A 22,196-nucleotide genomic window follows, 5' to 3' on the forward strand; every position below is an offset into this window, starting at 1 on the left:
ACGGAGGGTTGCATCCATGCCCCGATGGTTGTTGCTTGTCATCATGACCGTCTTCGCCAACGACGTTGCGCGCGCGGACGAAGGTGCGTTCCTGAAAACGCTCGGCGGCAACTGGTCAGGCACCGGAACGGTCCGCATCCGAACCAACATGTCGCCGGTCAATGTCACCTGCAGCTTCAATTCCGAAGCGACGGGCCTTGCCCTTTCCATGGAGGGTGTTTGTCGCGGCATGCTCGTGATCTCGCGATCCGTCGATGCACAATTGCACTACACCGGCTCGGCCTATAGCGGCTCCTATCTCGGTCCGCGCGGCGGCCGTGCCGGCCTCGACGGCAGCCGACGCGGCGACGCCATCAATCTCACCATTCGCTGGGCCAAGGAGGTCAATGGCGACCGGCGTGCCGATCTGACCTTGCGCAGGATCGGCACCGACGGCATGCAACTGACGACGATCGACGTCGATCCGGCTTCGGGCAAGCGGGTTGTAACGAGCGAAATCAACCTCAAGCGACGATAACCCGGGATACCCGCCCGCTTCGAGAGCGGATATCCCCCTGTTCGCTCAAGCGGCAGCAGCCGTGCGGGCGTCGTAATCCGTGGTCCACTGCAGCGACGGGCGCTCAGCGCAGCGCTCGACCCAGGCTTTCACGACCGCGCTGTCGGGCGTGGCGGCGGGATACCAGGCAAAGGGCGAGTGCAGCAGCAGATCGATCGCCGTATAGCGGTCACCCATCAGATAGGGGCTGTCCTTCAAGGCATCTTCCAGACGCTTCGCCATCTCGGAGGGGCCGCGGAAAGTAAAGTCGAAATAGTGATGGGAAAGCCCGGTTGCCTGCATGATCAGAACCGGCTCGACGACGCCGGCATACCACCCAAGCCAGCTCAGATAACGGCCGCGCTGCGGATCACCGGCGACCGGCGCCATGTTCTTTTCCGGGAAGAGATCGGTCAGATACTGAATGATCGCAATACTCTCCCAGATCACCACGCCATCATGCACGAGCACAGGCACCTTGCCTTCAGGATGCGGGTTCCTCGGGTCCTTTCGACCGCTGCCGTCACCGCGGGTGATGTCGACGATCTCGATCTCCACCTTGTCGATAGCATCGAGTTCGCGAAGCAGCGTGATGATGCGCGACGAGCGCGAGCGCGGGGCGTGAAAGAGCGTCAGCATGTTAAGGTTCCTTTGTTGCGTTTGGCAATGCGGATCTTATACAGTCGGCCAACTGCCAGTTTTCGTCAGTAGGCTTCGTCTATCTTTCAGCCATGGCCCGTAGTGATCGTCTGTTCCGCCTGCTGCAGGCGCTTCGCACTCTTCCTCCTCCGGTGACGGCCGCCCGCCTCGCCGAAGAGACCGGAGTGTCGCTGCGCTCGCTCTACCGGGACATAGACAGCCTGCGTGCCGCCGGCGCCGTCATCGATGGCGAGCGCGGCTTCGGCTATCGGCTGACGGAGGACATCGCCTTGCCGCCACAAACCTTCACGCGCCTGGAAATCGAGGCGCTGGTGCTCGGCCTTGCCGAGGTGCAGCACATGGGCGAGCCGGAACTCGCGGCCGCGGCGGGCGAGGTGCTTTCGAAGATAACGGCGACATTGCCCGACAGGTTGCAGCGCCAGGCGCTGCATGCTGCTTCACAGGTCTATCGCTTCGAGCGCCGGGATCCACCGGTCGCCGATGTCGGCCTTCTGCGCGAAGCCTGCTGGCAGGAGCGTGCGGTCGTCATCGGCTATGTGGACGCCGGACAGCAAGGGACCGACCGAAAGGTTCTGCCGCTCGCGATCGTCTATCTGGAGCGGGTGCTGGTGCTGCTCGCCTGGTGCTGCCTGCGTCAGGACTTCCGCAAGTTCCGCGTCGACCGCATCGTCGATATCAGAATGACGGACGAGAGCTTCCGCCCGCGCCGGGTGCCGATGCTGAGGGATTTCGTCGCCTATCTGAACGCCGGCGCACCCGAAACGTCGAAGATGACCTTGAGCGGCCAATAGCCAAAACGACGACGCGGCCCGTGTTGCCACGGACCGCGTTCGGACTGCTTTTTGCAGTCATGCCTTGGGAGGCAACCTTATTCGGCCGGCTGCAGCGCGGGCTGCGGAAGGCCTGCAGGCGCGCGACCGCCGAGCGTCGCAGCCATCTGCGCCTCGTCCAGTTCGCCTTCCCACTTCGCAACGACGATCGTGGCGACCGCATTGCCGACGAAGTTGGTGAGCGCGCGGCATTCCGACATGAAGCGGTCGATGCCGAGGATCAGCGCCATGCCGGCAACCGGTACGGCCGGGACGACCGAAAGCGTCGCAGCCAGTGTGATGAAGCCTGCACCGGTAATGCCCGCAGCGCCCTTGGAGCTCAGCATCGCAACGAGCAGCAGCAGCACCTGGTCGCCGAGCGACAGGGGGATATCCATCGCCTGGGCGATGAAGAGCGCGGCCAGCGTCATGTAGATGTTGGTGCCGTCGAGGTTGAAGGAGTAGCCCGTCGGGATGACGAGACCGACGACCGAGCGCTTGCAGCCGGCCTTTTCCATCTTGCTCATGAGGCCAGGAAGAGCGGCTTCCGACGAGGAGGTGCCGAGCACCAGCAGCAGCTCTTCCTTGATGTAGCGGATCAGCGCGACGATCGAGAAGCCGTTGTAGCGGGCGACGGCGCCGAGAACCAGGAACACGAAGAGGAACGAAGTGAGGTAGAACGTGCCGATCAGCATCGCCAGGTTGGCGATCGAGCCGACGCCGTATTTGCCGATGGTGAAAGCCATGGCGCCGAAGGCGCCGATCGGAGCGGCCTTCATCAGGATGCTGACGAGCTTGAAGACCGGCAGCGTAAGCGCATGCAGGAAGTCTACGACCGGCTCGGCCTTCTGGCCGACCATGGCGAGCGCCAGACCGAAGAGCACGGAAATGAACAGCACCTGCAGGATGTCGCCATCGGCAAAGGCGCCGACCAGCGTCGTCGGGATGATGTTCATCAGGAAGCCGGTGATCGTCTGCTCATGGGCCTTCTCGGCATAGGTCGTCACAGCCTTGACGTCGAGCGAGGCGGGATCGATGTGCATGCCGGCGCCGGGCTGCACGACATTGGCGACGATCAGGCCGATGACCAGGGCGAGGGTCGAGAAGGTCAGGAAGTAGATCATCGCCTTGCCGGCGACGCGACCGACCTTGGCAAGATCGGTCATGCCGGCAATCCCGGTCGCCACCGTCAGGAAGATGACCGGCGCGATGATCATCTTGACGAGGCGGATGAAGGCGTCGCCGAGCGGCTTAAGCTCGGTGCCGAGCGAAGGATAGAAATGGCCGAGCAGGATGCCCGCGGCGATCGCCGCCAGAACCTGGACATAGAGATGGCGATAGAAAGGTGTCTTGCCGCGCGGTTCCGCGGATTGGTCGATAATCATGAGATCCTCCACTGGACCCAGTCCGGCGTCATGCCGGGCCTCCCGGGTCAATTTCCGATGCGCGACAGCTCGGGCTGTCATGAGGATGTCGTTTGCAACGGGCGTGCCAGTTCTCCGGAGCAGTAGCCAAGCCATTGAATCAATGAGGATGTTTGTGCGCGTGGCGCGACACGCACAAAGAGTTGAGCGGATTTCCGCACAGATGATCTGGAAGCCTGAGCGAAAAAATGCACAATCAGGCCATGTTCAATGCCCAATCCGCCCCCCTCAACCTGGCAGATTTCGACCAGTCCATGCGCCGTACCTGGCTTGCCTTTGCCGGCCTCGCTCTGGCGCTGCTCGTCGCCGGCCTTCTGTTCGCCGGCGAATACGGGCGCAACCAGGCGCTCGATATGGTCGACGCCCAAAGCCGGATCGATGCCAATCTGAAGGCCTCGCTGTTGCGCGCCGTGCTCGAACGCCAACGCTCGACGCCGCTGGTGCTGGCCGACGACGTCGAGGTGAAGGCCGCCCTTTCGACCCGCGACGGCCAGGCGCTGCAACGGCTGAACGAGAAGCTGCAGGCGCTTGCGGCCAACACGGAGGCCGCCGTCATCTACGTGATCGACCCCGACGGGGTGGCCGTCGCCGCCAGCAACTGGCGCGAGCCAACGAGCTTTGTCGGCAACGACTACGCCTTCCGCGAATATTTCCGCATGGCGATGCGCGACGGCAAGGCCGAGCATTTCGCGATGGGCACGGTCAGCAAGCGGCCGGGCCTCTACATTTCGCGTCGGGTCCAGGGACCTGACGGCCCGATTGGCGTTGTCGTCGCCAAGCTCGAGTTCGACGATGTAGAGGCCGAATGGCTCGCCTCCGGCAAGCCCGTCTATGTCACCGACCGGCGCGGCATCGTGCTGATCACCAGCTTCCCCTCTTGGCGGTTCATGACGACGAGAACCATTCCGCGCGATCGCGTCGCCGCCATCCGCGACAGCCTGCAATTCGGCGATGCCTCGCTGCTGCCACTGCCGTTTAGGGACATCGAACCGACCAGCGACGGCTCCAGCGAACTGCGCGCGCTCCTGCCGGGCGACAGCGAGCGGCGGTTCCTGCGGGTGGAAACCATGGTTCCGACCACGAGCTGGCGGCTCGAACAGCTGGCACCGCTCGATGGCGCGATCTCCGCGGCAACCCGCGAGGCCCGGCTGATCGCGCTCGCCGTCCTCGTGCCGCTGCTGGCGCTCGCCGCTTTCCTTCTGCGCCGACGCCAGGCCCTGACGCTGGTCGCAGCGCGGGAGCGCGTCGCCCGCGACGAACTGGAGCGGCGCGTGGCAGAACGAACGCAGGACCTCAGCCTCGCTCGCGATCATCTCGAAACGGAGATCGCCGACCACAGGCGCACCGGTGAGAAACTCCAGGCGGTGCAGCAGGAACTGGTTCAGGCGAACCGGCTGGCGATCCTCGGCCAGGTGGCGGCCGGCGTTGCCCACGAAATCAACCAGCCAGTCGCCACCATCCGTGCCTATGCCGACAATGCCCGTACCTTCCTCGACCGTGGCCAGCAGCAAACGGCGGTGGAGAACCTCGCCAGCATCGCCGAACTCACCGAACGGGTCGGCGCTATCACCGACGAGCTGCGCAGCTTTGCCCGCAAGGGCCGCTTCGTCGCCGAACCGACCCCCATGCGCGAGGTGATCGAGGGCGCGCTGATGCTGCTGCGCAGCCGGTTTGCCGGCCGCATGGATGCGATCGTCATCGACCTGCCGGAAAACGGGCTCAGCGTTTACGGCAGCCGCATCCGCCTCGAACAAGTGCTGATCAATCTGCTGCAAAATGCGCTGGAAGCGCTGGGTACGCGCGGCGATGCCGAGATCCGCGTGCACTGCGCGGACGGACCCTCCGGCACCGTTTCGCTTGTTGTCGCCGACAACGGCCCCGGCATTCCCCAGCATATCCGCGAGGACCTGTTCACCCCATTCAACACCTCCAAGGACGAAGGGCTCGGCCTCGGGCTTGCCATCTCCAAGGAGATCGTCGCCGATTATGGCGGCGAGATCGCCGTCGAAACCAGCGACAAGGGCACCGTCTTCACGGTTCGCCTGAAGAGGGCCTGAGCAATGCAGCCGACCGTCTATCTCGTCGACGACGACAACCACCTGCGCAAGGCGATGACGCAGACGCTGGAGCTCGCCAACCTTACCGTCGCCTCGTTTGCCAGCGCCGCCGAAGCGCTGGAGACGCTCGACGCAAATTTCGACGGCATCGTCGTCAGCGATATCCGCATGCCGGGCATCGACGGCTTGGCGTTCTATCGGCGCATCGCGGCCGTCGACGCGGACCTGCCCGTAATCCTGGTCACCGGCCATGGCGATATTCCGATGGCGGTGCAGGCCCTGCAGGACGGCGTCTACGACTTCATCCCAAAACCCTTTGCCGCCGACCGGCTGGTGCAGAGCGTGCGACGTGCACTCGAAAAGCGAAAGCTCGTCATGGAAAACCGCGCGCTGAAACGGGCCGCGGAGGCAGCCGGAGACAGCCTGCCGCTGATCGGCCAGACGCCTGTCATGGAACGCTTGCGCCAGACGATTCGGCACATCGCCGATACCGATGTGGACGTGCTGGTCGCCGGCGAAACCGGCAGCGGCAAGGAAGTGGTCGCGACCCTGCTCCACAACTGGAGCCGGCGCCGTAACGGCAATTTCGTGGCGCTCAACTGCGGCGCCTTGCCGGAAACGGTAATCGAAAGCGAACTCTTCGGCCACGAACAGGGCGCCTTTACCGGCGCCTTGAAGAAGCGCATCGGCCGGATAGAACATGCGAGCGGCGGTACGCTGTTTCTCGACGAGATCGAGGCGATGCCGCCGGCAACGCAGGTGAAGATGCTGCGTGTTTTGGAAGCGCGCGAGATCACGCCACTCGGCACCAACCAGGTGCGACCGGTCGATATCCGCGTCATCGCTGCTGCCAAGATCGATCTCGGCAATCCGGCTGAGCGCGGCGATTTCCGAGAAGATCTCTACTTCAGATTGAATGTCGTGACGCTATCGATCCCGCCTCTGCGCGAACGCCGCGACGATATCCCGCTGCTGTTCTCGCACTTCCTGACCCGGGCAGCCGAGCGCTTCAGGCGCGACGTACCCATGATCTCGCCGGCTGCGCAACAGCACCTGATGACCCATGCCTGGCCCGGCAATGTGCGCGAACTCTCGCACTTTGCCGAACGGGTGGCGCTTGGTGTCGAAGGCCCACTCGGACAAGCGATTGCGCCTGCCGGACAGCCGGGATTTGCGCTACCCGAACGGCTCGAACGCTATGAGGCGGAAATCCTGAAGGAGGCGCTGCGCGCCCAGCGTGGCGACGTCAAGGCGACGATCGAAGCGCTCGGAATTCCGCGCAAGACCTTCTACGACAAGCTCCAGCGCCATGGTATCAACCGCGCCGACTACGCTGAGCGGTCGGCACCGGATAAGGCCGACCGCTAGCGCCAAACTCACTTCCGCAAATACACGTATTAGGTGCATCTTCATCGACAGGCGAATTCGCGCTTGACGTCCCGGGCCGATCAATGGCTATGATCTAGGCATTCACCAGGGGGGTCCCGCAAGGGGCTGAGATTCTGCTGGATGGTCGGCTTGCCGGCTATAGCGCAGTGACCCGTTGAACCTGATCCAGTTCATACTGGCGTAGGGACGGTGCAGATATCGAAGCCAGGATTCCGTGCGTCCAGCATCTGGCGGAGCGTCTTTCATCTTTCCGGCATCAGAACTGGGTCTCCAATCGCAACTTGGAGCCTCGTCATGAATATTGCCACCAAACCTACTCCCCTCTCGGTCACGCAAGGCCCGCTTCCCGCCTCCCGCAAGATCCACAAGCCGGGCATCCTTCACCCGGATATCCGCGTACCGATGCGCGAGATCGCGCTGCACCCGACCTCGGGCGAGCCGCCGGTCACGGTCTATGATTCCTCCGGCGACTACACAGCCGACGACGCCGAGATCCGCATCGAGGACGGTCTGCCGCGGCTCCGCCGCAACTGGATCGTCGACCGCGGCGATGTGGAAACCTATGAGGGACGCACCGTCCGCCCGGAGGACAACGGCTTTGTGAGCGGAGACCGGCTGACGCCGACCTTCCCGTTCCAGCACGCACCGCTGAAGGCAACGGCTGGCCGCGCAGTGACCCAGCTTGCCTATGCCCGCGCCGGCATCATCACGCCCGAAATGGAGTTCGTCGCCATCCGCGAAAATCTCGGCCGCGAGGCGGCGCGGGCGAAGGTCCGCGACGGCGAGAGCTTCGGCGCCCACATCCCCGACCATGTAACGCCGGAATTCGTTCGCCAGGAAATTGCCAGCGGCCGGGCGATCCTGCCCGCCAACATCAACCACCCGGAATCCGAACCGATGATCATCGGACGGAACTTCCTGGTGAAAATCAATGCCAATATCGGCAACTCCGCCGTCACCTCGTCTATGGCCGAAGAGGTCGAGAAGATGGTCTGGGCAACCCGCTGGGGCGCCGACACGGTCATGGACCTCTCGACCGGCCGCAACATCCACAACATCCGCGAATGGATCATCCGGAATTCACCGGTTCCGATCGGCACCGTGCCACTTTACCAGGCTCTGGAAAAGGTCAACGGCATTGCCGAGGACCTCACCTGGGAAGTCTATCGCGACACATTGATCGAGCAGGCCGAACAGGGCGTCGACTACTTCACCATCCATGCCGGCGTCCGCCTGCATTACATCCCGCTCACCGTCGATCGCGTCACCGGCATCGTTTCGCGCGGCGGCTCGATCATGGCCAAGTGGTGTCTGCACCACCACCGCGAAAGCTTCCTCTACGAGCATTTCGAGGAGATCTGCGACATCTGCCGCGCCTATGACGTCTCCTTCTCGCTCGGCGACGGCCTGCGCCCGGGCTCGATCGCCGACGCCAACGACGCCGCGCAATTCGCCGAACTCGAAACGCTGGGCGAACTCACAAAGATCGCCTGGGCCAAGGATTGTCAGGTGATGATCGAGGGCCCCGGTCACGTGCCGATGCACAAGATCAAGGAGAACATGGACAAGCAGCTCACCGTTTGCGGCGAAGCGCCGTTCTACACGCTCGGACCGCTGACGACGGACATCGCACCGGGCTACGACCACATCACCTCGGGCATCGGCGCGGCCATGATTGGCTGGTTCGGCACCGCCATGCTCTGCTACGTCACGCCGAAGGAGCATCTCGGCCTGCCCGACCGCAATGACGTCAAGGTGGGTGTCATTACCTACAAGATCGCCGCCCACGCCGCCGACCTCGCCAAGGGCCATCCGGCCGCTCAGGTGCGCGACGACGCGCTCTCGCGCGCCCGCTTCGAGTTCCGCTGGGAGGACCAGTTCAACCTCTCGCTCGACCCGGAGACGGCCCGCAACTTCCACGACGAGACCCTGCCGAAGGAGGCGCACAAGGTCGCGCATTTCTGCTCGATGTGCGGCCCGAAATTCTGCTCCATGCGGATCTCGCACGACATCCGGGCCGAGGCGCAGAAGGAAGGGCTGGAGGCAATGGCGGCGAAATACCGCGAAGGCGGCGACCTCTACATGCCGGTAGAAGAGGCGGCTGGCGCGGCCGAGTAGACGCAAAGACACGCTGAAGGGGCCAGTCACAGCCCCTTCAGTTCGCGCAGGACTTCCGTCCAGCGCCCCAGAGGCGGAAGCGGAGACCGCCAACGGACTCCTTCGCCGTCATGCTCGGGAGGGGCGAGCGTGCACCTTCCGCTCGATCCCATCGAGCAGCACGCTGGCATCGGCAAAGGTCATGCGGCTCCATATGTTCGCGCAGATTGTGGCCGACGCCTTCACGGCGGGCTAGGAAGATCGCCACTGTGGGGCTGGCGACCATCTGCGCGTTGTGGTCGCCGCCATGGGCCCCGCACCTTGCGCACCACTTCACCCGTCACCCGAATAACTTGTCCCTGCGTCGATTGAGCGGTATGCAAGATTCACGCGAAAGTCGCTGTCGGCGAAATTCATTCGCAATGAATTGCCGTCTCTGCCGCGCAGAAGGTCTTGCAAAACGGCGCAAGTACGCCGTTCGCACAAGGAGTAAAGACTTGAGGTCACGCCTGCTGAGACTGACGGCTCTGGCGATGGGAGCCCTTGCACTCGCCGGTGGCCTCCCGCGCGACGGGCGTTTTGCCGCGGGCTTTTCCTGGATTTCCGCCGCCCATGCGGACGACGCCGATGTCGGCGGCGGGAATGGCGAAGGTGCTCCGGGCGGCAGCGACCAAGGCGGCGAAAACATCGGGAGCGGCGGCACCGAGGGTGGCGGCGATGGGGGTGGCGGCGATTGGGGCTCCGGCGATGGTAGCGGCGCGGGCGAAGGACCCGGCGGGACCGGTGCAGGCGGCGGCGGTGGCGCCATCGACGGGGTTGGCGTCTTTGACGGAGATAGCGAGCGCCACTCATCCTCTTCGCGCGACGGGCGGGATTATGGACCAACCGGCAGCGCATGGCACGGCGGCAGCAGTTTCCTCAACCTTTTCCGCCGGACGCCGGAAGGGCCTATCGAGGGGAATCGGCCAGAGTCTTCCCTCAGGCAGAAGAGCGATGCGGGATCCAGCAAAAGCGCAGGTAACACGAAAAGAGAGCCTTGAAGAGACGTCTGCTTCGTCACGACGAAGGGTGACGTGACGTGCGCAGTTTATCGCGGACGCAGAAACGCCTGTGTCTGGATGCCCGGGCCAAGCCCGAGCATGACGGCGCAGAGGGAGGCGCGATATCGATCCCGTTCAATCAACGAACGCGCAGAGTCCCTATCCCCCTCTAGCGACCACTCACCATCCACTCGACCACATCGAGCAGCACGTTGGCGCCGGCGACGAGCTCATCCGGCTCCGTGTGTTCACGCGGATTGTGGCTGATGCCATCGCGGCTCGGAACGAAGATCATCGCCGTCGGCGCAATGCGGGCGATCATCTGGGCGTCGTGGCCGGCGCCCGAGGTCATGCGCCGGCTCTTGAGGCCTCGCGCGCTGGCCGAAGCCTCGATCGTCGCGACGATGCCCTGATCGAAAGCCACCGGCTGGAAGCGTGCAAGCCGCTCGACCGAGATCTGGACCCCCTCTTCCGCGCCGATACGCGCGAGAAAGTCCGACAGCGCCGCTTCGAGCACCAGCAGTCGTTCCTCGTCCGGATCGCGCAGATCGACCGTGAAGACGGCACGCGACGGGATGACGTTGATCGCGTCGGGCTCGAAACGCATGGTGCCGATGGTCGCCACGCTCGGCGCGTTCGAGCGGGCGATATGCTCGCGCAGGAAGACACTGACGCGGGCGGCGGCGAGACCGGCGTCGGAGCGCATCGCCATCGGTGTCGTGCCGGCATGGTTGGCGACGCCATCGATCGTCACGCGCTGCCAGGAAATACCCTGCAGGTTCTCGACGGCACCGATTGCAAAGCCCTCGCGCTGCAGCACCGGCCCCTGCTCGATATGGAGTTCGACATAGGCGTGGGGCTTGAGGAAACCCGGCTCGACATTGCCGGCATAGCCAATCCGCTCGAGTTCCTCGCCCAGCGACGAGCCATCCGTGCCGATGGTCGCGAGCGCCGTCTCCAGCGGCAGGCCGCCGACATAGACGAGCGAGCCGAGCATGTCGGGCGCAAAACGCACGCCCTCCTCGTTGGTGAAGGCGGCAACGACGATCGGCCGCGTCGGCGACACGCCACGCTCCTTCAGCGTCTCGATCACTTCGAGCGCGGCAAGCACGCCGTAACATCCGTCATAGATGCCGGCATTGATGACCGTGTCGATGTGCGAGCCGAGCATGACCGGCGCTTCGCCGCTATTGCCCTCGTCGCGCCAGATGCCGAAGATGTTGCCGATGCGGTCGACCGCAGCGTCGAGTCCTGCCGCCTCGATCCAGGCGACGAGGCGATCGCGACCGGCCTTGTCGTTGTCGGAGCCGGCCAGCCGGGTCAATCGGCCCTCAGCATCGCGACCAAGTTCGCCAAGCTCGCGGATGCGCCCGATCAGGCGCGCAGCATTGATGGAAGGAAATGGCATCTCTGTCCTGCTTTCATGCGGATTTCCGTTCATGACAGGGCGTCGGCCGGCGCCAGTCTCTGCCGGATAATCTCGGCGTGGTAGCGCGCGCCGAAGATCAGGGCATCGTCGTTGAAGTCGTAACGCGGATTGTGCAGCGGCGCCGACGCCTCGCCGTTGCCGATGAAGACGAAGCAGCCCGGCACGTGCTCGAGGAAGCGCGCGAAATCCTCCGAGCCGGTCATCGGCTCGGCGGCCGTTGCGACATTCCCGGTGCCGTACACCGCTTCAGCCGCGGCAAAGGCGTGGCCGGTCAAGGCCGGGTCGTTGATCAGCGGCACGAACTCGCGCGTGTAGTTGACCTCGACCTCGCAGCCATAGGCATCCGCCGTACCCCTGGCGATCACGCGCATCTCCGCCTCGATCCTGGCGCTAACCTCCGGGCGGAAGCTGCGGGCGTCACCGAGGATGCGGGCGAGACCGGGCAGCGCGTTGCGCGTGCCGTCGGTCAAAAGCTCGGTGACCGAGACGACACCGATATCCGTCGGCGACAGGCGGCGCGAGACGATCGTCTGCAGATTGACGACGGTGGCACAGGCGGCGACCAGCGTCTCGTTGCCCCAGTGCGGCCGCGCCGCGTGCCCGCCAACGCCTTTGAGCACGATTTCGAAATTGTCCTCCGCCGACATAATCGCGCCGACGCGGGTCTCAAAGCGGCCGATCGGCAGCCCCGGCATGTTGTGCAGGCCGTAGATTTCGTCGAAGGGAAAGCGTTCCATCAGCCCGTCGTCGAGCATCGCGAGCGCGCCCTTGCCCCACTCCTCGGCCGGCTGGAAGATGAAGCACGCGGTACCATCGAAGCCGCCGTCTTCGGCAAGCATCTTGGCGGCGCCGAGCAGCATGGCCGTGTGACCGTCATGGCCACAGGCATGCATGGTGCCGGGCTTTCTCGAGCGGTAGGGCAACTCTCCCTGTTCCGGTATCCTGAGCGCATCCATGTCGGCCCGGAGCGCGATGGCGCGGTTGCCGCTGCCACGTTTCAGCCGGCCGACGACACCGGTGCCGCCGACACCCTCCACCACCTCGTCGAGCCCGAACTCCCTGAGCTTTGCCGCGACGAAGGATGAGGTGCGCTGTTCCTCGAAGCCGAATTCCGGGTGCGCATGCAGGTCGCGGCGCCAGGCGGTCATGTCCTTCACAAGCCGGTCAAAATCCATTTCCGCCATGGGTCATTTCCTCTCGTTCGATGCGTTGGCGACGGTCTCGGGCGACAAACCGACCAGGGCGGCATAGCGCTCGGGGTCCGTTGCCCCCTCGGTATTGATGACGAAGGCGCGCGACTGGGCCGTCAATCCGAGCGCCTCCCGGAGCGACGGATCCCGGGCAACGGCCAGCAGCCCGGCGAGGCCGACGCCGCCGCTTTCGCCGGACACGATCGCCGGGTCAGATCCTGCAGGCCGCGCCAGCCGGTTCATCACCGAAACGGCATCCTCCTCGTCGACGGTCATGAAGGCATCGGCGACACGGGACAGGATACGCCAGGCGACGACCGACGGCTCGTAGCATTCGAGCATGGCCATGATCGTCGCCTCGCCATGCGCCACCTTGACGGGACGTCCGGCCCTGGCGCTTTCGTAGAGGCACGCGGCGCGCGCCGGATCGACGACGACGAAACGCGGACGCCCTGCGCCATAACGCAGTGCCAGATGCCCCGCGGTGGCGGCGGCAATGCCGCCGACGCCCGCCTGCACGAACACATGGGTCGGCGGCTCTTCCATCTGCCGCAACGCCTCGCTCAACAGCGCCGTGTAGCCCTGCATCACCAAGCCGGGAATGTATTCGTAGCCGGGCCATGTCGTGTCCGACACGACGGTCCAGCCATTTTCGTCACAGACCCGCGCGGCCTCGCGGACGGAATCGTCATAGGTGCCGGCAACGCGGACAATCTCGGCGCCATAGGCCGCGATCGCCTCGATGCGCATCTCGCTGACACCCGCATGCACGAAGATCACCGATTTGGCGCCGACCAGTCGGGCGCCCATGGCGACCGAGCGGCCGTGATTGCCATCGGTGGCGCAGCCGAAGGTCAGGGCGGCGGCAATTGCCCGAACCTCTGGCCGCTCCAGATCCTCGAGATCGATGTTGCGCCCGAGACGCCGCTCCGCCTCCTCGATCACCAGCCGGATCACCGCGTAGGAGCCACCAAGCGCCTTGAAGCTGCCAAGCCCCAGGCGGTGGCCCTCGTCCTTGACGAAGACGCCGGCAATGCCGAGCTCTCCCGCCAAAGCCGGCAAGGCATGTAGCGGCGTTGGCCGATGGTCGGGGCGGCGGGCAAGCTGCTGCTCGACATTAGCGGCGGCCGTCAGCGACAGCATGTCCGCATCCGCGGTCAGCAGGGGGTGGCCGAAATCGGCGTGAGTGTTGGCAAGGAACATGGTGCAATCTCCGTAGGCTGGCGAAAATCTATTTCATCCCAGCCGAGAAATGCGCTCTAAATGGCCCGCGCGAATGCAAGTTTGTAAAGTTAATCGATGCGCAGACGCGTGGTGTTCCGCTCGCGGCCGCTGCAAAGGCATGAACCGAAAGGCACCGGATGGCCCCCTCCAAAAGACCAAAGGTCGAACTGGATCGTTTCGACCTCGCGATCCTCGCCATCCTGCAGAAGGACAACACAACGCCGCAGCGCCAGATCGGCGAAGCGGTCAATCTCTCCGCACCCGCCGTCCAGCGACGGATCAAGCGCATGGAGGAAACCGGCGTCATCCGCGCCAATGTCGCGCTGATCGACCCGGTCAGCGTCAACCAGGCGCTGACGATCCTGGTGGAGGTGGAGGTCGAAAGCGAGCAGATCGCCCTGCTCGATGCGGCGAAGGCGGCCTTCACCGCAGCACCCGAGGTGCAGCAATGCTACTATGTTACCGGCGACGTCGATTTCATGCTCGTCGTCATCGTGCCGACCATGGCCGAATACGAAGCCTTCACGCGGCGCATGTTCTTCGGCAATCCGAACATCAAGCGGTTCCGCACTTTCGTGACCATGGATCCGGTCAAGGTCAGCCTATCGGTACCGATTGAAGCATCACGCTGAGATGCGTGCTTACTTCCCGGCGAGCGCTTTCTTCTCTGCCTCCGCATCGAGCGGCTGCCCGGCACCAACCGAGGTCAGAAAGGCGTCAACGGTTTCGAGCGACGAGGCGGGCGCGTATCCGTCTCCGCCTTCCGGCTTGGCGACGGCCAGCCGCGTCTGCCAGATCGACGCCTTCCGGCATGCCACGGAGACGAGGCCGGGCTGGCCGGGTTGCGTGAGTTCGTATTCGCGGCAGAGCTGCCCGCCGGCGAGTTCGAATGCCGATACCAGACGCACCGTCCCCTGCCCTTCCCCAACAGCGACTTCGTCGCCTGAAGCCGCGTGGTCGAGGATGGCAGAGAGCGCCGGGTCGACAGAGCCAGCCACATGGACGGCCCCGGTATCCGCCAGCCCACCACCGCGAAGCAGGTAACCGCCGGCACCACCGACGACAACGAGCAGCGAAGCGGCGAGCGCCATCAGAAGCCTTGAGACATGGCGCTGCGGCGCTGTTGCGTGATCGGCTGACCGACGAAACGCCACGACGTTTTCAGCACCGGGTGACGGCACGTCAATGGCGCACTGGGCGTTCGCCGCCGCCGCAGTGGCAGCCATGGCTCGCACCTTTTGCACCAATTCGTCCGGCACCGGCTCGGCGAGCACCGGCTTCAACGCTTCGCTTGCGGCCGCCCGCGTCTCCATGAACAGGGCGACGCGCGCCATCAGCTCGTCGTCGCTCTCGAGCGCCGCTTCGACACGGCGCGTCGTCTCCTCGTCGAGCTCACCATCGGCAAACGCCATCAGGATTTCATCGGTGAATTGCGCGTCGCTCATCTCGTCCCGCCTCTCATATCCTGTGAACGCGCGACCGGCGGTTCTATTCCCGTTGCCTCGGCGAGATTCTTGCGTGCCCGGGCGAGCCTGCTCATGACGGTGCCGATCGGAATGCCGAGCACCTCGGCCGCCTCTCTGTAGGAAAGCTCCTCGACACAGGTAAGCAACAGCACCTCCCGCTGTTCGAGCACAAGGCCGTCAATCGCGGCTGCCACGCTCTTCAGCGCCATGCGTGCTTCCGCACCAGCCTCGCCGGAGGGAACGGCGAGTTCAGCCTGCGCCTCGATCTCTTCGGTCGGTCCGGCGGTTTTCTGGCGGCGGAGCTGGTCGATCCAGAGGTTGCGCAGGATGCGGAACATCCAGGCGTCGAAGCGCGTGCCTTCCTCGAACCGTTCGGAGCCGGCAAGCGCCTTTTCGCAAGCCGCCTGCACCAGATCGTCGGCGACGTCGCGCGAGCGGCAAAGCGATATGGCGAAGCGGCGCAGGTTCGGCAGGAACGCGACGAGGCGCTCGCCGAAGGCGATGGTCGGATCCGTCATGGGGCGTTCCTTTCGGCGCTGCGCGTCACCCATGGGGGAATAATTTGTTGATTCATCCGTTGAGCGATATGTGAAGCACACGCGAAAGTCACCATCGATGGTCCTTTCGTTCACGGTAAGCTGACGTCTTCGGATGCCGTCGAAATGAGGAGAGAACCTTGAAAAGACGCTTCCTTCGAGTGACCGCCCTGTCGTTGTGCGGCCTGGCAACGGGCGTCGGCGACCTCTCCCACCTTGGCGGTAACGGCGATGCCGGCGCGCGTTTTCCTTGGGTCAGCGCGGCCCAGGCGGACGACGACGATGGTGGTGGCGATGATGACGATGGCGGCGGTGGCGGATCGTCCCGCAGTTCCAACAATCGCGGCTCGGGTGGCGCCTGGCGCGGCGGCGGCAATATCTTCGACCTCTTCCGCCGCGCCCCGGAAAAGCGCACCGAGCGGCGTCGGCCACCCGCCCGCCGCCCAACCCACGCGCCGAGCGAGATCATCGCCCTCGGCCTGAACGAGCCCGCCGTTCAAAGCCTCATCACCAACGGTTTCACGCTGCGTGCACGGGCGCCGCTGGCCCTCTCCACCAACGAGATCGTCAAACTCGGCGTGCCCGAGGACATGGCGCTTGAGGACGCGCGCCGCCAGGTGGCCGAAGCGTCTCCCGGTGCGATTGCGGATATCAATCACTATTTCGAGCCGAACGAGAGTACCGCCCCCTGTGCCGACGGTGGCTGCGCCCTCGTTCGCGGCGCCATCGGTTGGCCGGATACCAACGCGGCCTGCATAGCCGCGGGTCCGATCGGGCTGATCGACACGGCCATCAACCCCGCGCATCCCTCGCTCAAGGACGTCAACCTCGACATCGTCACGCTGGCGGGAGAGGAGGCGCCGACGTCCGGTCGCCAGCACGGCACCGCGGTCGCGGCACTCATCGCCGGCCGCCGGGACAGCCGCGCGCCTGGCCTGCTCAGCAATGCGCATCTGATTGCCGTCGACGCCTTCCAGCGGCGGGGCGGCGAGACGGACATCGCCGAGACCTACGATCTCGTGCGCGCCATCGACCTTCTGGCGTCGCGCGATGTCACAGTCATCAACATGAGCCTCTCCGGTCCGCACAACCTGCTGCTCGAAAGGACTGTCGCGCTCGTCGCCGAAAAGAACATCATCCAGGTGGCGGCGGCCGGCAACGATGGTCCGCGGGCAAAACCCGTCTATCCCGCCGCCTATCCGGTGATGATCGCGGTCACCGCCGTCGACCGCAACTTCAAGCCCTACCGTCGCGCCGGGCGCGGCGACCATATCGATGTCGCGGCGCTCGGCACCAGCGTCTGGACCGCGGCGTCGATCGAGGGGGCAGCTCCCCGAACCGGCACGTCTTTTGCGGCTCCCTTCGTCACGGCTGCCGCTGCCATCCTGCGGGCATCGCATCCAAACCTGTCGGCGGAAGAAGTGGCAAAGCTCGTCACGGAGACGACGCAGGATCTTGGTGCGCCGGGCAAGGATCCCGTGTTCGGCTGGGGCGTTCTCGACGCCCGTGAGCTCTGCCGCTCGTAGCAACGGCAAGCACCGTCGAGCAGCGGCACTGAACTACGGCTTTTGCCAGTCCATGATCAGAAACGAGGGGACCCTTCGAAAGAGGTCCCTCTGTTCCGGGTCGCCGCCACGCGGTAGCGGTTCGTCGAAATAGCGGAACTGCAGGCCCGCTCCCAGCAGGAGCGACATGTAGGTGCTGAGCGGCCGGCGCCAACCCTGGCGATTGCATGACGGTAGCCGCCGCGCGGCTCCGGCGGGAGGCGGCAGCGCCGCCGTCCCGCCAGGGCAGTGGCCGCTTCGTCAGGCGGCAAGTCCACGTTCGTTCAGGAGCATGCCGACGCGCACCATGCGTACAGCGTCTTCCGCGGCGCGCACCAGCAGTTTGGGTGCTGCATTGATGGCGTCGTCGAGAGTGCATGGCGCCTTGAGGATCGAGGCGAAGGCATCGATGCCGTGGTCGAAGTTGAGGGTCACGCCCTTGCCGATCGTGCCGGCAAGCGCGATGACCGGGCGCCCCGCCTCCTTCGCCCGGTGCCCGACCTCGGCTGGAACCTTGCCGAACGGAGTCTGTCCGTCGAGGCTGCCTTCGGCGGTGATCACCAGATCGGCCCTGCCGATCATGCTGTCGAGATCGAGGTAGCGCATGACGATGTTGTAGCGCGGATGTAGCGCGCCGCCGAGTAGGCCCATCACAGCCGCACCGAGCCCACCGGATGCGCCGGCACCCGGTGCGTTGCCGACAACAATGCCGGTCGTCGCCTCGATGGCGGCAGCATAGGTTTCCATCGCTGCCGCGAGCAACTCGACCTGTTCCGGCGTCGCCCCTTTCTGTGGCCCGAAGACGCGAGCGACGCCGCGTTCGCCGAGCAGCACATTGTGCCAGTTGACAGCCGCGTCGATGCAAACCTCGGCAAGACGCGGATCGCGACCGGACATATCGATGCGCGCGAGCGAAGCAAGCGCCGCACCGCCGGGCGCAAGTGGATTGCCCTCGCGGTCGAGCAGTTTCACGCCCAAGGCTGCGGCCATGCCGGCGCCGCCGTCATTGATGCCGCTATCGCCGCAGCCAAGCAGGATGTGGCGGGCACCGGCGTCGAGCGCTGCCCGAACCAATTCACCGACGCCGTAGCTGGTGGTGATGCAGGGATTGCGGCGATCACGCGGCACCAGCCGCAAGCCGGCGGCCGCCGCCATTTCGATGACGGCGGTGCGTTCGGACTGCCCGCCGAGGAAGCCGAAATGCGAGGCGACGGGCTCGCCGAGCGGCCCCGTCACGGTGAGTTCGTGCAGGCTGCCGCCGGTAATCGCGACCAGTGCCTTGGTGAAACCTTCGCCGCCATCGACCATCGGCACCTTGATGACCTCGGCCTTCGGGCAGGCGCGCAACACGCCCTTCTCGATGCAATCGGCGGCTTCCTCCGCCGACAGGCTTTCCTTGAAACCGGAGGGTGCAACCAGAATGGTAAGTGTCATGTGACAGTCTCCTTGCACTTTTGTGACAATGCGGATGCAAGGGAGAAACGCTGTCTCACGGTGTTTATTCCGGGGTGAAATAAGAAATCCGGCGCTTACGGAAAGAAAAACAAGGAGCCGGTGCGAAATTCGCACCGGCTCTTAGGAACGTAATTATATCAATAGATTGCCGTCACACAACGAGACCTATCGCCGGCCAGATCACCAGGGCAAAGAGCGCCAGCAACGCGATGAACGGGAGCGCCAGCATCAGCGCCAACCGGAGCAGATCGGAGGGACTGAAAGCGGGCGGCTCCATGCCCCCGAAGAGCGCGACAGGCTTGGCCGAAACCATCAGCGTCTGGCAGAATCCGCTACCAATGGTTGTCGCCATGATGAGGCATGCAGGGCTGACGCCGAAACCCGCCAGCGGCAGCGCCACAGCTGGAATGAGCACGGTCGCCCGCGCCGTTCGCGAGGCAATGACGATATGGGCAAAGGTCGCGACGGCGATCGCAAGAAGCACCACCAGCCACGCCGGCAGCTTGCCGATCTGGCTGAAGGCGCCGATCAGGCGGTCGGCAAGCTGCGTTGCCGTTCCTGTCGAGAGCAGGGCTTCGCCGATGACGAGCGTGCCGGCAAGGAACAGAAGCAGGTTCCACTCGACCCCTTTCAACGCCTTGCGGAACGGCATGCCGGAGACCTTTTCCGATGCCAGAACCAGTGCGCCGATTAACGCTACGACCGGTAGCGCGATGCCGTGCAGGTCCGAGGTCGCGAGCGCCGCGACGATGGCCGCGGTCACGGCGAGGATCATTTTGTCCCGCACCGCAAACGGACGCTTCTGCGTTGGCGGCGCCGAAACATCGAGACGCGCGTGGCGATCGGTCTCGTCGAGAAAGCAGCGCAGGATCAGGCCGCAGGCAATCAGGCTCGTCAGCAGCGCAAAGGGTGCCGCCAGCAGCGCCCAGCCAAGAAAGCCCGGCGCCTCGCCGCCGCTGCGGCGGATGAAATCGACGGCGACAAGATGCGCACCGGCACCGGTCAGCGACGCCGCCGCCGAGAGCAAGATTACGGAAGGAAAGAGCAGGGCCAGCGCGCGGGTCACGCCGGGGCGGCCAATGGCCGAGGCAAGCCCCAGGAAGACGGGCATGAAGATGGCAGCCCGCGCCGAGGTCGAGGGAATGACGAAGGCGGTCGCAAAGATCGTGAGCGTCACCACCCAGAACAGTCGGCGCACGTCGCGAAATCGGGAAAGCAGCCGGAAGGTCAGCCGCTCGACGAGGCCGGATGCCTGCAGCACCGCCGCGATCACGGATGCCGCCAGCATCAGCCAGACGATGTCGTTGCCGAGCGCGCCGTAAACCGCCTGCTCGTCGACGGCACCGGTGGCGGCAAGCACTGCCGCACCGCCAAGCGCGACCGGCGTTTCCGGCAGGTCGAACACCGCCCAGCAGACGAGCGTCGTCGCAAACACCATGAGCGCCAGCCGCATCGGAAGCGTCAGCCCATCCGCGGCGAGGAAGATCAGAGCGCCGGCAAAGGCCACGAGCATTGCGCCGACGAGCAGACGTACCTCGCTCACCGGCATGTGACCTTCGATGCGGTCCCTCCCCACGCTCGTCATGGCCACGAGGTCTTGATCCGAAGCGATCACCGGGCTGGCGGTCATGGCTGCGCTCCCTTGTTGGCACCGGGCTTGGGCGCAGCAACCACGCTGCACGAAAGCAATCGGGCTGATTTCGTGGGAGGGAAAACGGGGCGCCACAGCGTTTATTCCCCATGCCAAGGGATTTTCTCGACGCCCGCACCCAAGCAACGGCATCGCCAAAATCGGCGGCACTTGAGCGAGATCAATGCCAGTATGCCTGGTCGGCGGAGACTGATGGTTGGACGATCTCTTTAAAAAAGGAGAGCCACATGTTGATCAGAGAAATGACGCGGCAGGAATGTCTCGACCTTGTCGCTGAGAACCATATCGCCCGGCTGGGGTGCACCAGGGATGGCCAGGCCTATATCGTTCCCATCCAGTACGCTTTGGCAGCCAACCGGCTCTACAGCTTCTCGATGCCCGGGCAGAAGATCGACTGGATGCGTGCCAACCCGCGCGTCTGCGTACAAGTCGACACGGGAACGGACCGGCAGAACTGGCGAAGCGTCGTCATCCACGGCCGCTACCAGGAACTGCCTGATACGAAACAATGGCACCGCGAGCGCATGAACGCCTGGTCTCTGCTCGAACAGCGCATCAACTGGTGGGAACCGGGCGGCTTGAAGCCAGGCGAGCAACCGGTTGCCGGCACATCCCCGCATCTCTTCTTCGAAATCGAGATCGACGAAGTGACCGGACGCGCCGCCTCTGCGGGCTGACGCCCCTCGGCGCGCAGGCAAATGCTGCGCGCCACACGCGGCTCCGCCGGTCAATGCGCCATGAGTACGGGGATCACGGCGTTTTCGAGCATCGAACGGGTGACGCCGCCAAAGACGCGCTCGCGCATTCTGGAGTGGCCATAAGCCCCCATGACGATCATATCCGCACCCACATCGGAGGCGAACCGATTGATCACGTCGTCAACCCGATGCCCGCCACTCGGCAGGCGCTCGACGGAAACGGAAACGCCGTGCCGGGCAAGATACCCGGCGATATCGGCGCCCGGTTCCTCGCCGTTCTTGCCATAGGCAGAACGCGGGTCGACCATCGTAACATGGACGATCTTGGCACTTGTCAGCATGTCGAGCGCTTCGCGCACCGCACGGGCCGCTTCCAGCCGGGAGTTCCAGGCCAGCACCACGGTCTTCGGATCAAGACGTGCCGGCTTGCCCTTGGGCATGATGAGGACCGGCCGGGCCGAGCTGAACAACGTCCCGTCGATGGTACGTGAGCGCAGTTCCGGGTCCAGCATCAGACCGTCGCCGACAAGCGTCAGGTCCGCGTAGCGGGCACGCTCGCCGATCTCGTCATCGGCCCAGGCGGCTTCGGTATATTTCGTTTCGACACTGAACGAGATGCCTTCCCTGGTGAGAACATCCGTTGCTTTCGCCACGCAGGAATCGAGCTTGTCGACATCGCGCTGCCGCTCGTTCAGCCAATCGATGGATATGGCGGCTGCGTAGTCGCCGATCGGCGGAGAGGCGGCGAGCTTGACGATCAACAGGGAAAGGTGAGCGTTTGCGGACGCGCAGACCTGTGCTGCCGCGCGCAGATGCTCTGCGGAATGTTCGACGCCGACGACGGCGAGAATGGTCTTGTATGTCATCGCGTTTCCTCCTCGCGACCGGGCCTAGGGACTGGATCAGCGTAGGCAGATGCGCGCCCGGCGACATTGATCCCCGTCAACAGAGATCACGGAGATAGGCGTATAATTGGGGAGGAACTCCACGCT

Annotated in this window: 19 protein-coding genes and 1 riboswitch; of the genes, 8 read left to right on the top strand and 11 right to left on the bottom strand. The window is 64.7% G+C overall.

Translation table 11 applies throughout. The features are described 5' to 3' along the window. The first annotated feature begins 16 nt into the window (after positions 1–16). Entirely contained in the window at positions 17–517 is a 501-nt protein-coding gene (locus AB4Z53_RS11590) for a hypothetical protein (RefSeq protein ID WP_441595918.1), read from the top strand. A gap of 45 nt (positions 518–562) precedes the next feature. Here the strand turns inward: AB4Z53_RS11590 and AB4Z53_RS11595 are convergent, their stop codons facing one another. Beyond that, the gene (locus AB4Z53_RS11595; RefSeq protein ID WP_113538412.1) at positions 563–1,174 is read right to left on the bottom strand and encodes a glutathione S-transferase family protein; all 612 of its coding nucleotides are present in this window, start codon (positions 1,172–1,174) and stop codon (positions 563–565) included. A 92-nt stretch (positions 1,175–1,266) separates the two neighbouring features. Between AB4Z53_RS11595 and AB4Z53_RS11600 the strand changes: the two genes are divergently transcribed. After that, on the top strand, positions 1,267–1,986 hold the full coding sequence (locus AB4Z53_RS11600) for a helix-turn-helix transcriptional regulator (protein WP_291151765.1): 720 nt from the start codon (positions 1,267–1,269) through the stop codon (positions 1,984–1,986). A gap of 77 nt (positions 1,987–2,063) precedes the next feature. Here the strand turns inward: AB4Z53_RS11600 and AB4Z53_RS11605 are convergent, their stop codons facing one another. Further along, positions 2,064–3,389 carry a dicarboxylate/amino acid:cation symporter gene (locus tag AB4Z53_RS11605; RefSeq protein WP_441595919.1) on the bottom strand — a complete coding sequence of 442 codons (1,326 nt, stop codon included), beginning with the start codon at positions 3,387–3,389 and terminating at the stop codon, positions 2,064–2,066. A gap of 227 nt (positions 3,390–3,616) precedes the next feature. Between AB4Z53_RS11605 and AB4Z53_RS11610 the strand changes: the two genes are divergently transcribed. The 3 genes from AB4Z53_RS11610 to thiC all read left to right on the top strand — a co-directional run bounded on the left by AB4Z53_RS11610 (position 3,617) and on the right by thiC (position 8,992). Then, a complete protein-coding gene (locus AB4Z53_RS11610) occupies positions 3,617–5,485 on the top strand; it encodes a sensor histidine kinase (RefSeq protein WP_441595920.1) in 1,869 nt (622 codons plus the stop codon). A gap of 3 nt (positions 5,486–5,488) precedes the next feature. Further along, positions 5,489–6,853, top strand: a complete 1,365-nt coding sequence (locus tag AB4Z53_RS11615; protein WP_441595921.1) for a sigma-54-dependent transcriptional regulator — start codon at positions 5,489–5,491, stop codon at positions 6,851–6,853. 97 nt (positions 6,854–6,950) lie between these two features. Further along, positions 6,951–7,079: riboswitch (TPP riboswitch) on the top strand. A gap of 89 nt (positions 7,080–7,168) precedes the next feature. Next, positions 7,169–8,992, top strand: coding sequence for a phosphomethylpyrimidine synthase ThiC (thiC, locus tag AB4Z53_RS11620; RefSeq protein ID WP_441595922.1), 1,824 nt, complete (start codon positions 7,169–7,171; stop codon positions 8,990–8,992). A gap of 482 nt (positions 8,993–9,474) precedes the next feature. Here thiC and AB4Z53_RS11625 read toward each other — a convergent pair whose 3' ends face one another. From AB4Z53_RS11625 to AB4Z53_RS11640, 4 genes are all read right to left on the bottom strand, one after another. Next, complete coding sequence (locus AB4Z53_RS11625; protein ID WP_441595923.1) at positions 9,475–9,819, bottom strand: hypothetical protein; 345 nt, start codon at positions 9,817–9,819, stop codon at positions 9,475–9,477. A 361-nt stretch (positions 9,820–10,180) separates the two neighbouring features. Beyond that, entirely contained in the window at positions 10,181–11,419 is a 1,239-nt protein-coding gene (locus AB4Z53_RS11630; protein WP_441595924.1) for a Zn-dependent hydrolase, read from the bottom strand. A gap of 29 nt (positions 11,420–11,448) precedes the next feature. Then, positions 11,449–12,624 (bottom strand): M20 aminoacylase family protein, encoded by a 1,176-nt coding sequence (locus tag AB4Z53_RS11635; protein WP_441595925.1) that lies wholly within the window; start codon positions 12,622–12,624, stop codon positions 11,449–11,451. Positions 12,625–12,627: 3 nt separating this feature from the next. Beyond that, positions 12,628–13,833 (bottom strand): diaminopropionate ammonia-lyase, encoded by a 1,206-nt coding sequence (locus AB4Z53_RS11640; RefSeq protein WP_441595926.1) that lies wholly within the window; start codon positions 13,831–13,833, stop codon positions 12,628–12,630. Between the two features lie 158 nt (positions 13,834–13,991). On the opposite strand from AB4Z53_RS11640, the gene AB4Z53_RS11645 reads away from it, so the two are divergent. After that, positions 13,992–14,486, top strand: coding sequence for an Lrp/AsnC family transcriptional regulator (locus AB4Z53_RS11645; RefSeq protein ID WP_291151791.1), 495 nt, complete (start codon positions 13,992–13,994; stop codon positions 14,484–14,486). Between the two features lie 9 nt (positions 14,487–14,495). On the opposite strand, the gene AB4Z53_RS11650 is transcribed toward AB4Z53_RS11645, so the two are convergent. Then, entirely contained in the window at positions 14,496–15,299 is an 804-nt protein-coding gene (locus AB4Z53_RS11650) for an anti-sigma factor family protein (protein ID WP_441595927.1), read from the bottom strand. Then, complete coding sequence (locus AB4Z53_RS11655; protein WP_113538401.1) at positions 15,296–15,838, bottom strand: RNA polymerase sigma factor; 543 nt, start codon at positions 15,836–15,838, stop codon at positions 15,296–15,298. The genes AB4Z53_RS11650 and AB4Z53_RS11655 overlap by 4 nt, the downstream gene beginning before the upstream one ends. 158 nt (positions 15,839–15,996) lie before the next feature. On the opposite strand from AB4Z53_RS11655, the gene AB4Z53_RS11660 reads away from it, so the two are divergent. Continuing rightward, a complete protein-coding gene (locus AB4Z53_RS11660; RefSeq protein ID WP_441595928.1) occupies positions 15,997–17,382 on the top strand; it encodes a S8 family serine peptidase in 1,386 nt (461 codons plus the stop codon). A gap of 279 nt (positions 17,383–17,661) precedes the next feature. Here the strand turns inward: AB4Z53_RS11660 and AB4Z53_RS11665 are convergent, their stop codons facing one another. Further along, positions 17,662–18,834: a glycerate kinase family protein gene (locus tag AB4Z53_RS11665; RefSeq protein ID WP_113538399.1), complete on the bottom strand. Its 1,173-nt coding sequence runs from the start codon at positions 18,832–18,834 to the stop codon at positions 17,662–17,664. Positions 18,835–19,006: 172 nt separating this feature from the next. Further along, complete coding sequence (locus AB4Z53_RS11670) at positions 19,007–20,485, bottom strand: SLC13 family permease (protein ID WP_441595929.1); 1,479 nt, start codon at positions 20,483–20,485, stop codon at positions 19,007–19,009. A gap of 248 nt (positions 20,486–20,733) precedes the next feature. On the opposite strand from AB4Z53_RS11670, the gene AB4Z53_RS11675 reads away from it, so the two are divergent. Next, complete coding sequence (locus AB4Z53_RS11675) at positions 20,734–21,183, top strand: pyridoxamine 5'-phosphate oxidase family protein (RefSeq protein ID WP_441595930.1); 450 nt, start codon at positions 20,734–20,736, stop codon at positions 21,181–21,183. A 50-nt stretch (positions 21,184–21,233) separates the two neighbouring features. On the opposite strand, the gene AB4Z53_RS11680 is transcribed toward AB4Z53_RS11675, so the two are convergent. Further along, positions 21,234–22,070, bottom strand: a complete 837-nt coding sequence (locus AB4Z53_RS11680; RefSeq protein ID WP_441595931.1) for a universal stress protein — start codon at positions 22,068–22,070, stop codon at positions 21,234–21,236. Positions 22,071–22,196 lie beyond the last annotated feature (126 nt).

The sequence above is a fragment of the Ensifer sp. 2TAB8 genome (assembly GCF_052115125.1).
Lineage (GTDB): Bacteria > Pseudomonadota > Alphaproteobacteria > Rhizobiales > Rhizobiaceae > Ensifer.

Bases quoted from the DNA above. Each gene is read 5' to 3' on its own strand.
- AB4Z53_RS11630 (WP_441595924.1), bottom strand. From the start codon at position 11,419: ATGCCATTTCCTTCCATCAATGCTGCGCGCCTGATCGGGCGCATCCGC.
- AB4Z53_RS11655 (WP_113538401.1), bottom strand. From the start codon at position 15,838: ATGACGGATCCGACCATCGCCTTCGGCGAGCGCCTCGTCGCGTTCCTG.
- thiC (WP_441595922.1), top strand. From the start codon at position 7,169: ATGAATATTGCCACCAAACCTACTCCCCTCTCGGTCACGCAAGGCCCG.
- AB4Z53_RS11650 (WP_441595927.1), bottom strand. From the start codon at position 15,299: ATGAGCGACGCGCAATTCACCGATGAAATCCTGATGGCGTTTGCCGAT.
- AB4Z53_RS11595 (WP_113538412.1), bottom strand. From the start codon at position 1,174: ATGCTGACGCTCTTTCACGCCCCGCGCTCGCGCTCGTCGCGCATCATC.
- AB4Z53_RS11640 (WP_441595926.1), bottom strand. From the start codon at position 13,833: ATGTTCCTTGCCAACACTCACGCCGATTTCGGCCACCCCCTGCTGACC.
- AB4Z53_RS11610 (WP_441595920.1), top strand. From the start codon at position 3,617: ATGCACAATCAGGCCATGTTCAATGCCCAATCCGCCCCCCTCAACCTG.
- AB4Z53_RS11590 (WP_441595918.1), top strand. From the start codon at position 17: ATGCCCCGATGGTTGTTGCTTGTCATCATGACCGTCTTCGCCAACGAC.
- AB4Z53_RS11665 (WP_113538399.1), bottom strand. From the start codon at position 18,834: ATGACACTTACCATTCTGGTTGCACCCTCCGGTTTCAAGGAAAGCCTG.
- AB4Z53_RS11645 (WP_291151791.1), top strand. From the start codon at position 13,992: ATGGCCCCCTCCAAAAGACCAAAGGTCGAACTGGATCGTTTCGACCTC.
- AB4Z53_RS11635 (WP_441595925.1), bottom strand. From the start codon at position 12,624: ATGGCGGAAATGGATTTTGACCGGCTTGTGAAGGACATGACCGCCTGG.
- AB4Z53_RS11675 (WP_441595930.1), top strand. From the start codon at position 20,734: ATGTTGATCAGAGAAATGACGCGGCAGGAATGTCTCGACCTTGTCGCT.
- AB4Z53_RS11670 (WP_441595929.1), bottom strand. From the start codon at position 20,485: ATGACCGCCAGCCCGGTGATCGCTTCGGATCAAGACCTCGTGGCCATG.
- AB4Z53_RS11605 (WP_441595919.1), bottom strand. From the start codon at position 3,389: ATGATTATCGACCAATCCGCGGAACCGCGCGGCAAGACACCTTTCTAT.
- AB4Z53_RS11680 (WP_441595931.1), bottom strand. From the start codon at position 22,070: ATGACATACAAGACCATTCTCGCCGTCGTCGGCGTCGAACATTCCGCA.
- AB4Z53_RS11615 (WP_441595921.1), top strand. From the start codon at position 5,489: ATGCAGCCGACCGTCTATCTCGTCGACGACGACAACCACCTGCGCAAG.
- AB4Z53_RS11600 (WP_291151765.1), top strand. From the start codon at position 1,267: ATGGCCCGTAGTGATCGTCTGTTCCGCCTGCTGCAGGCGCTTCGCACT.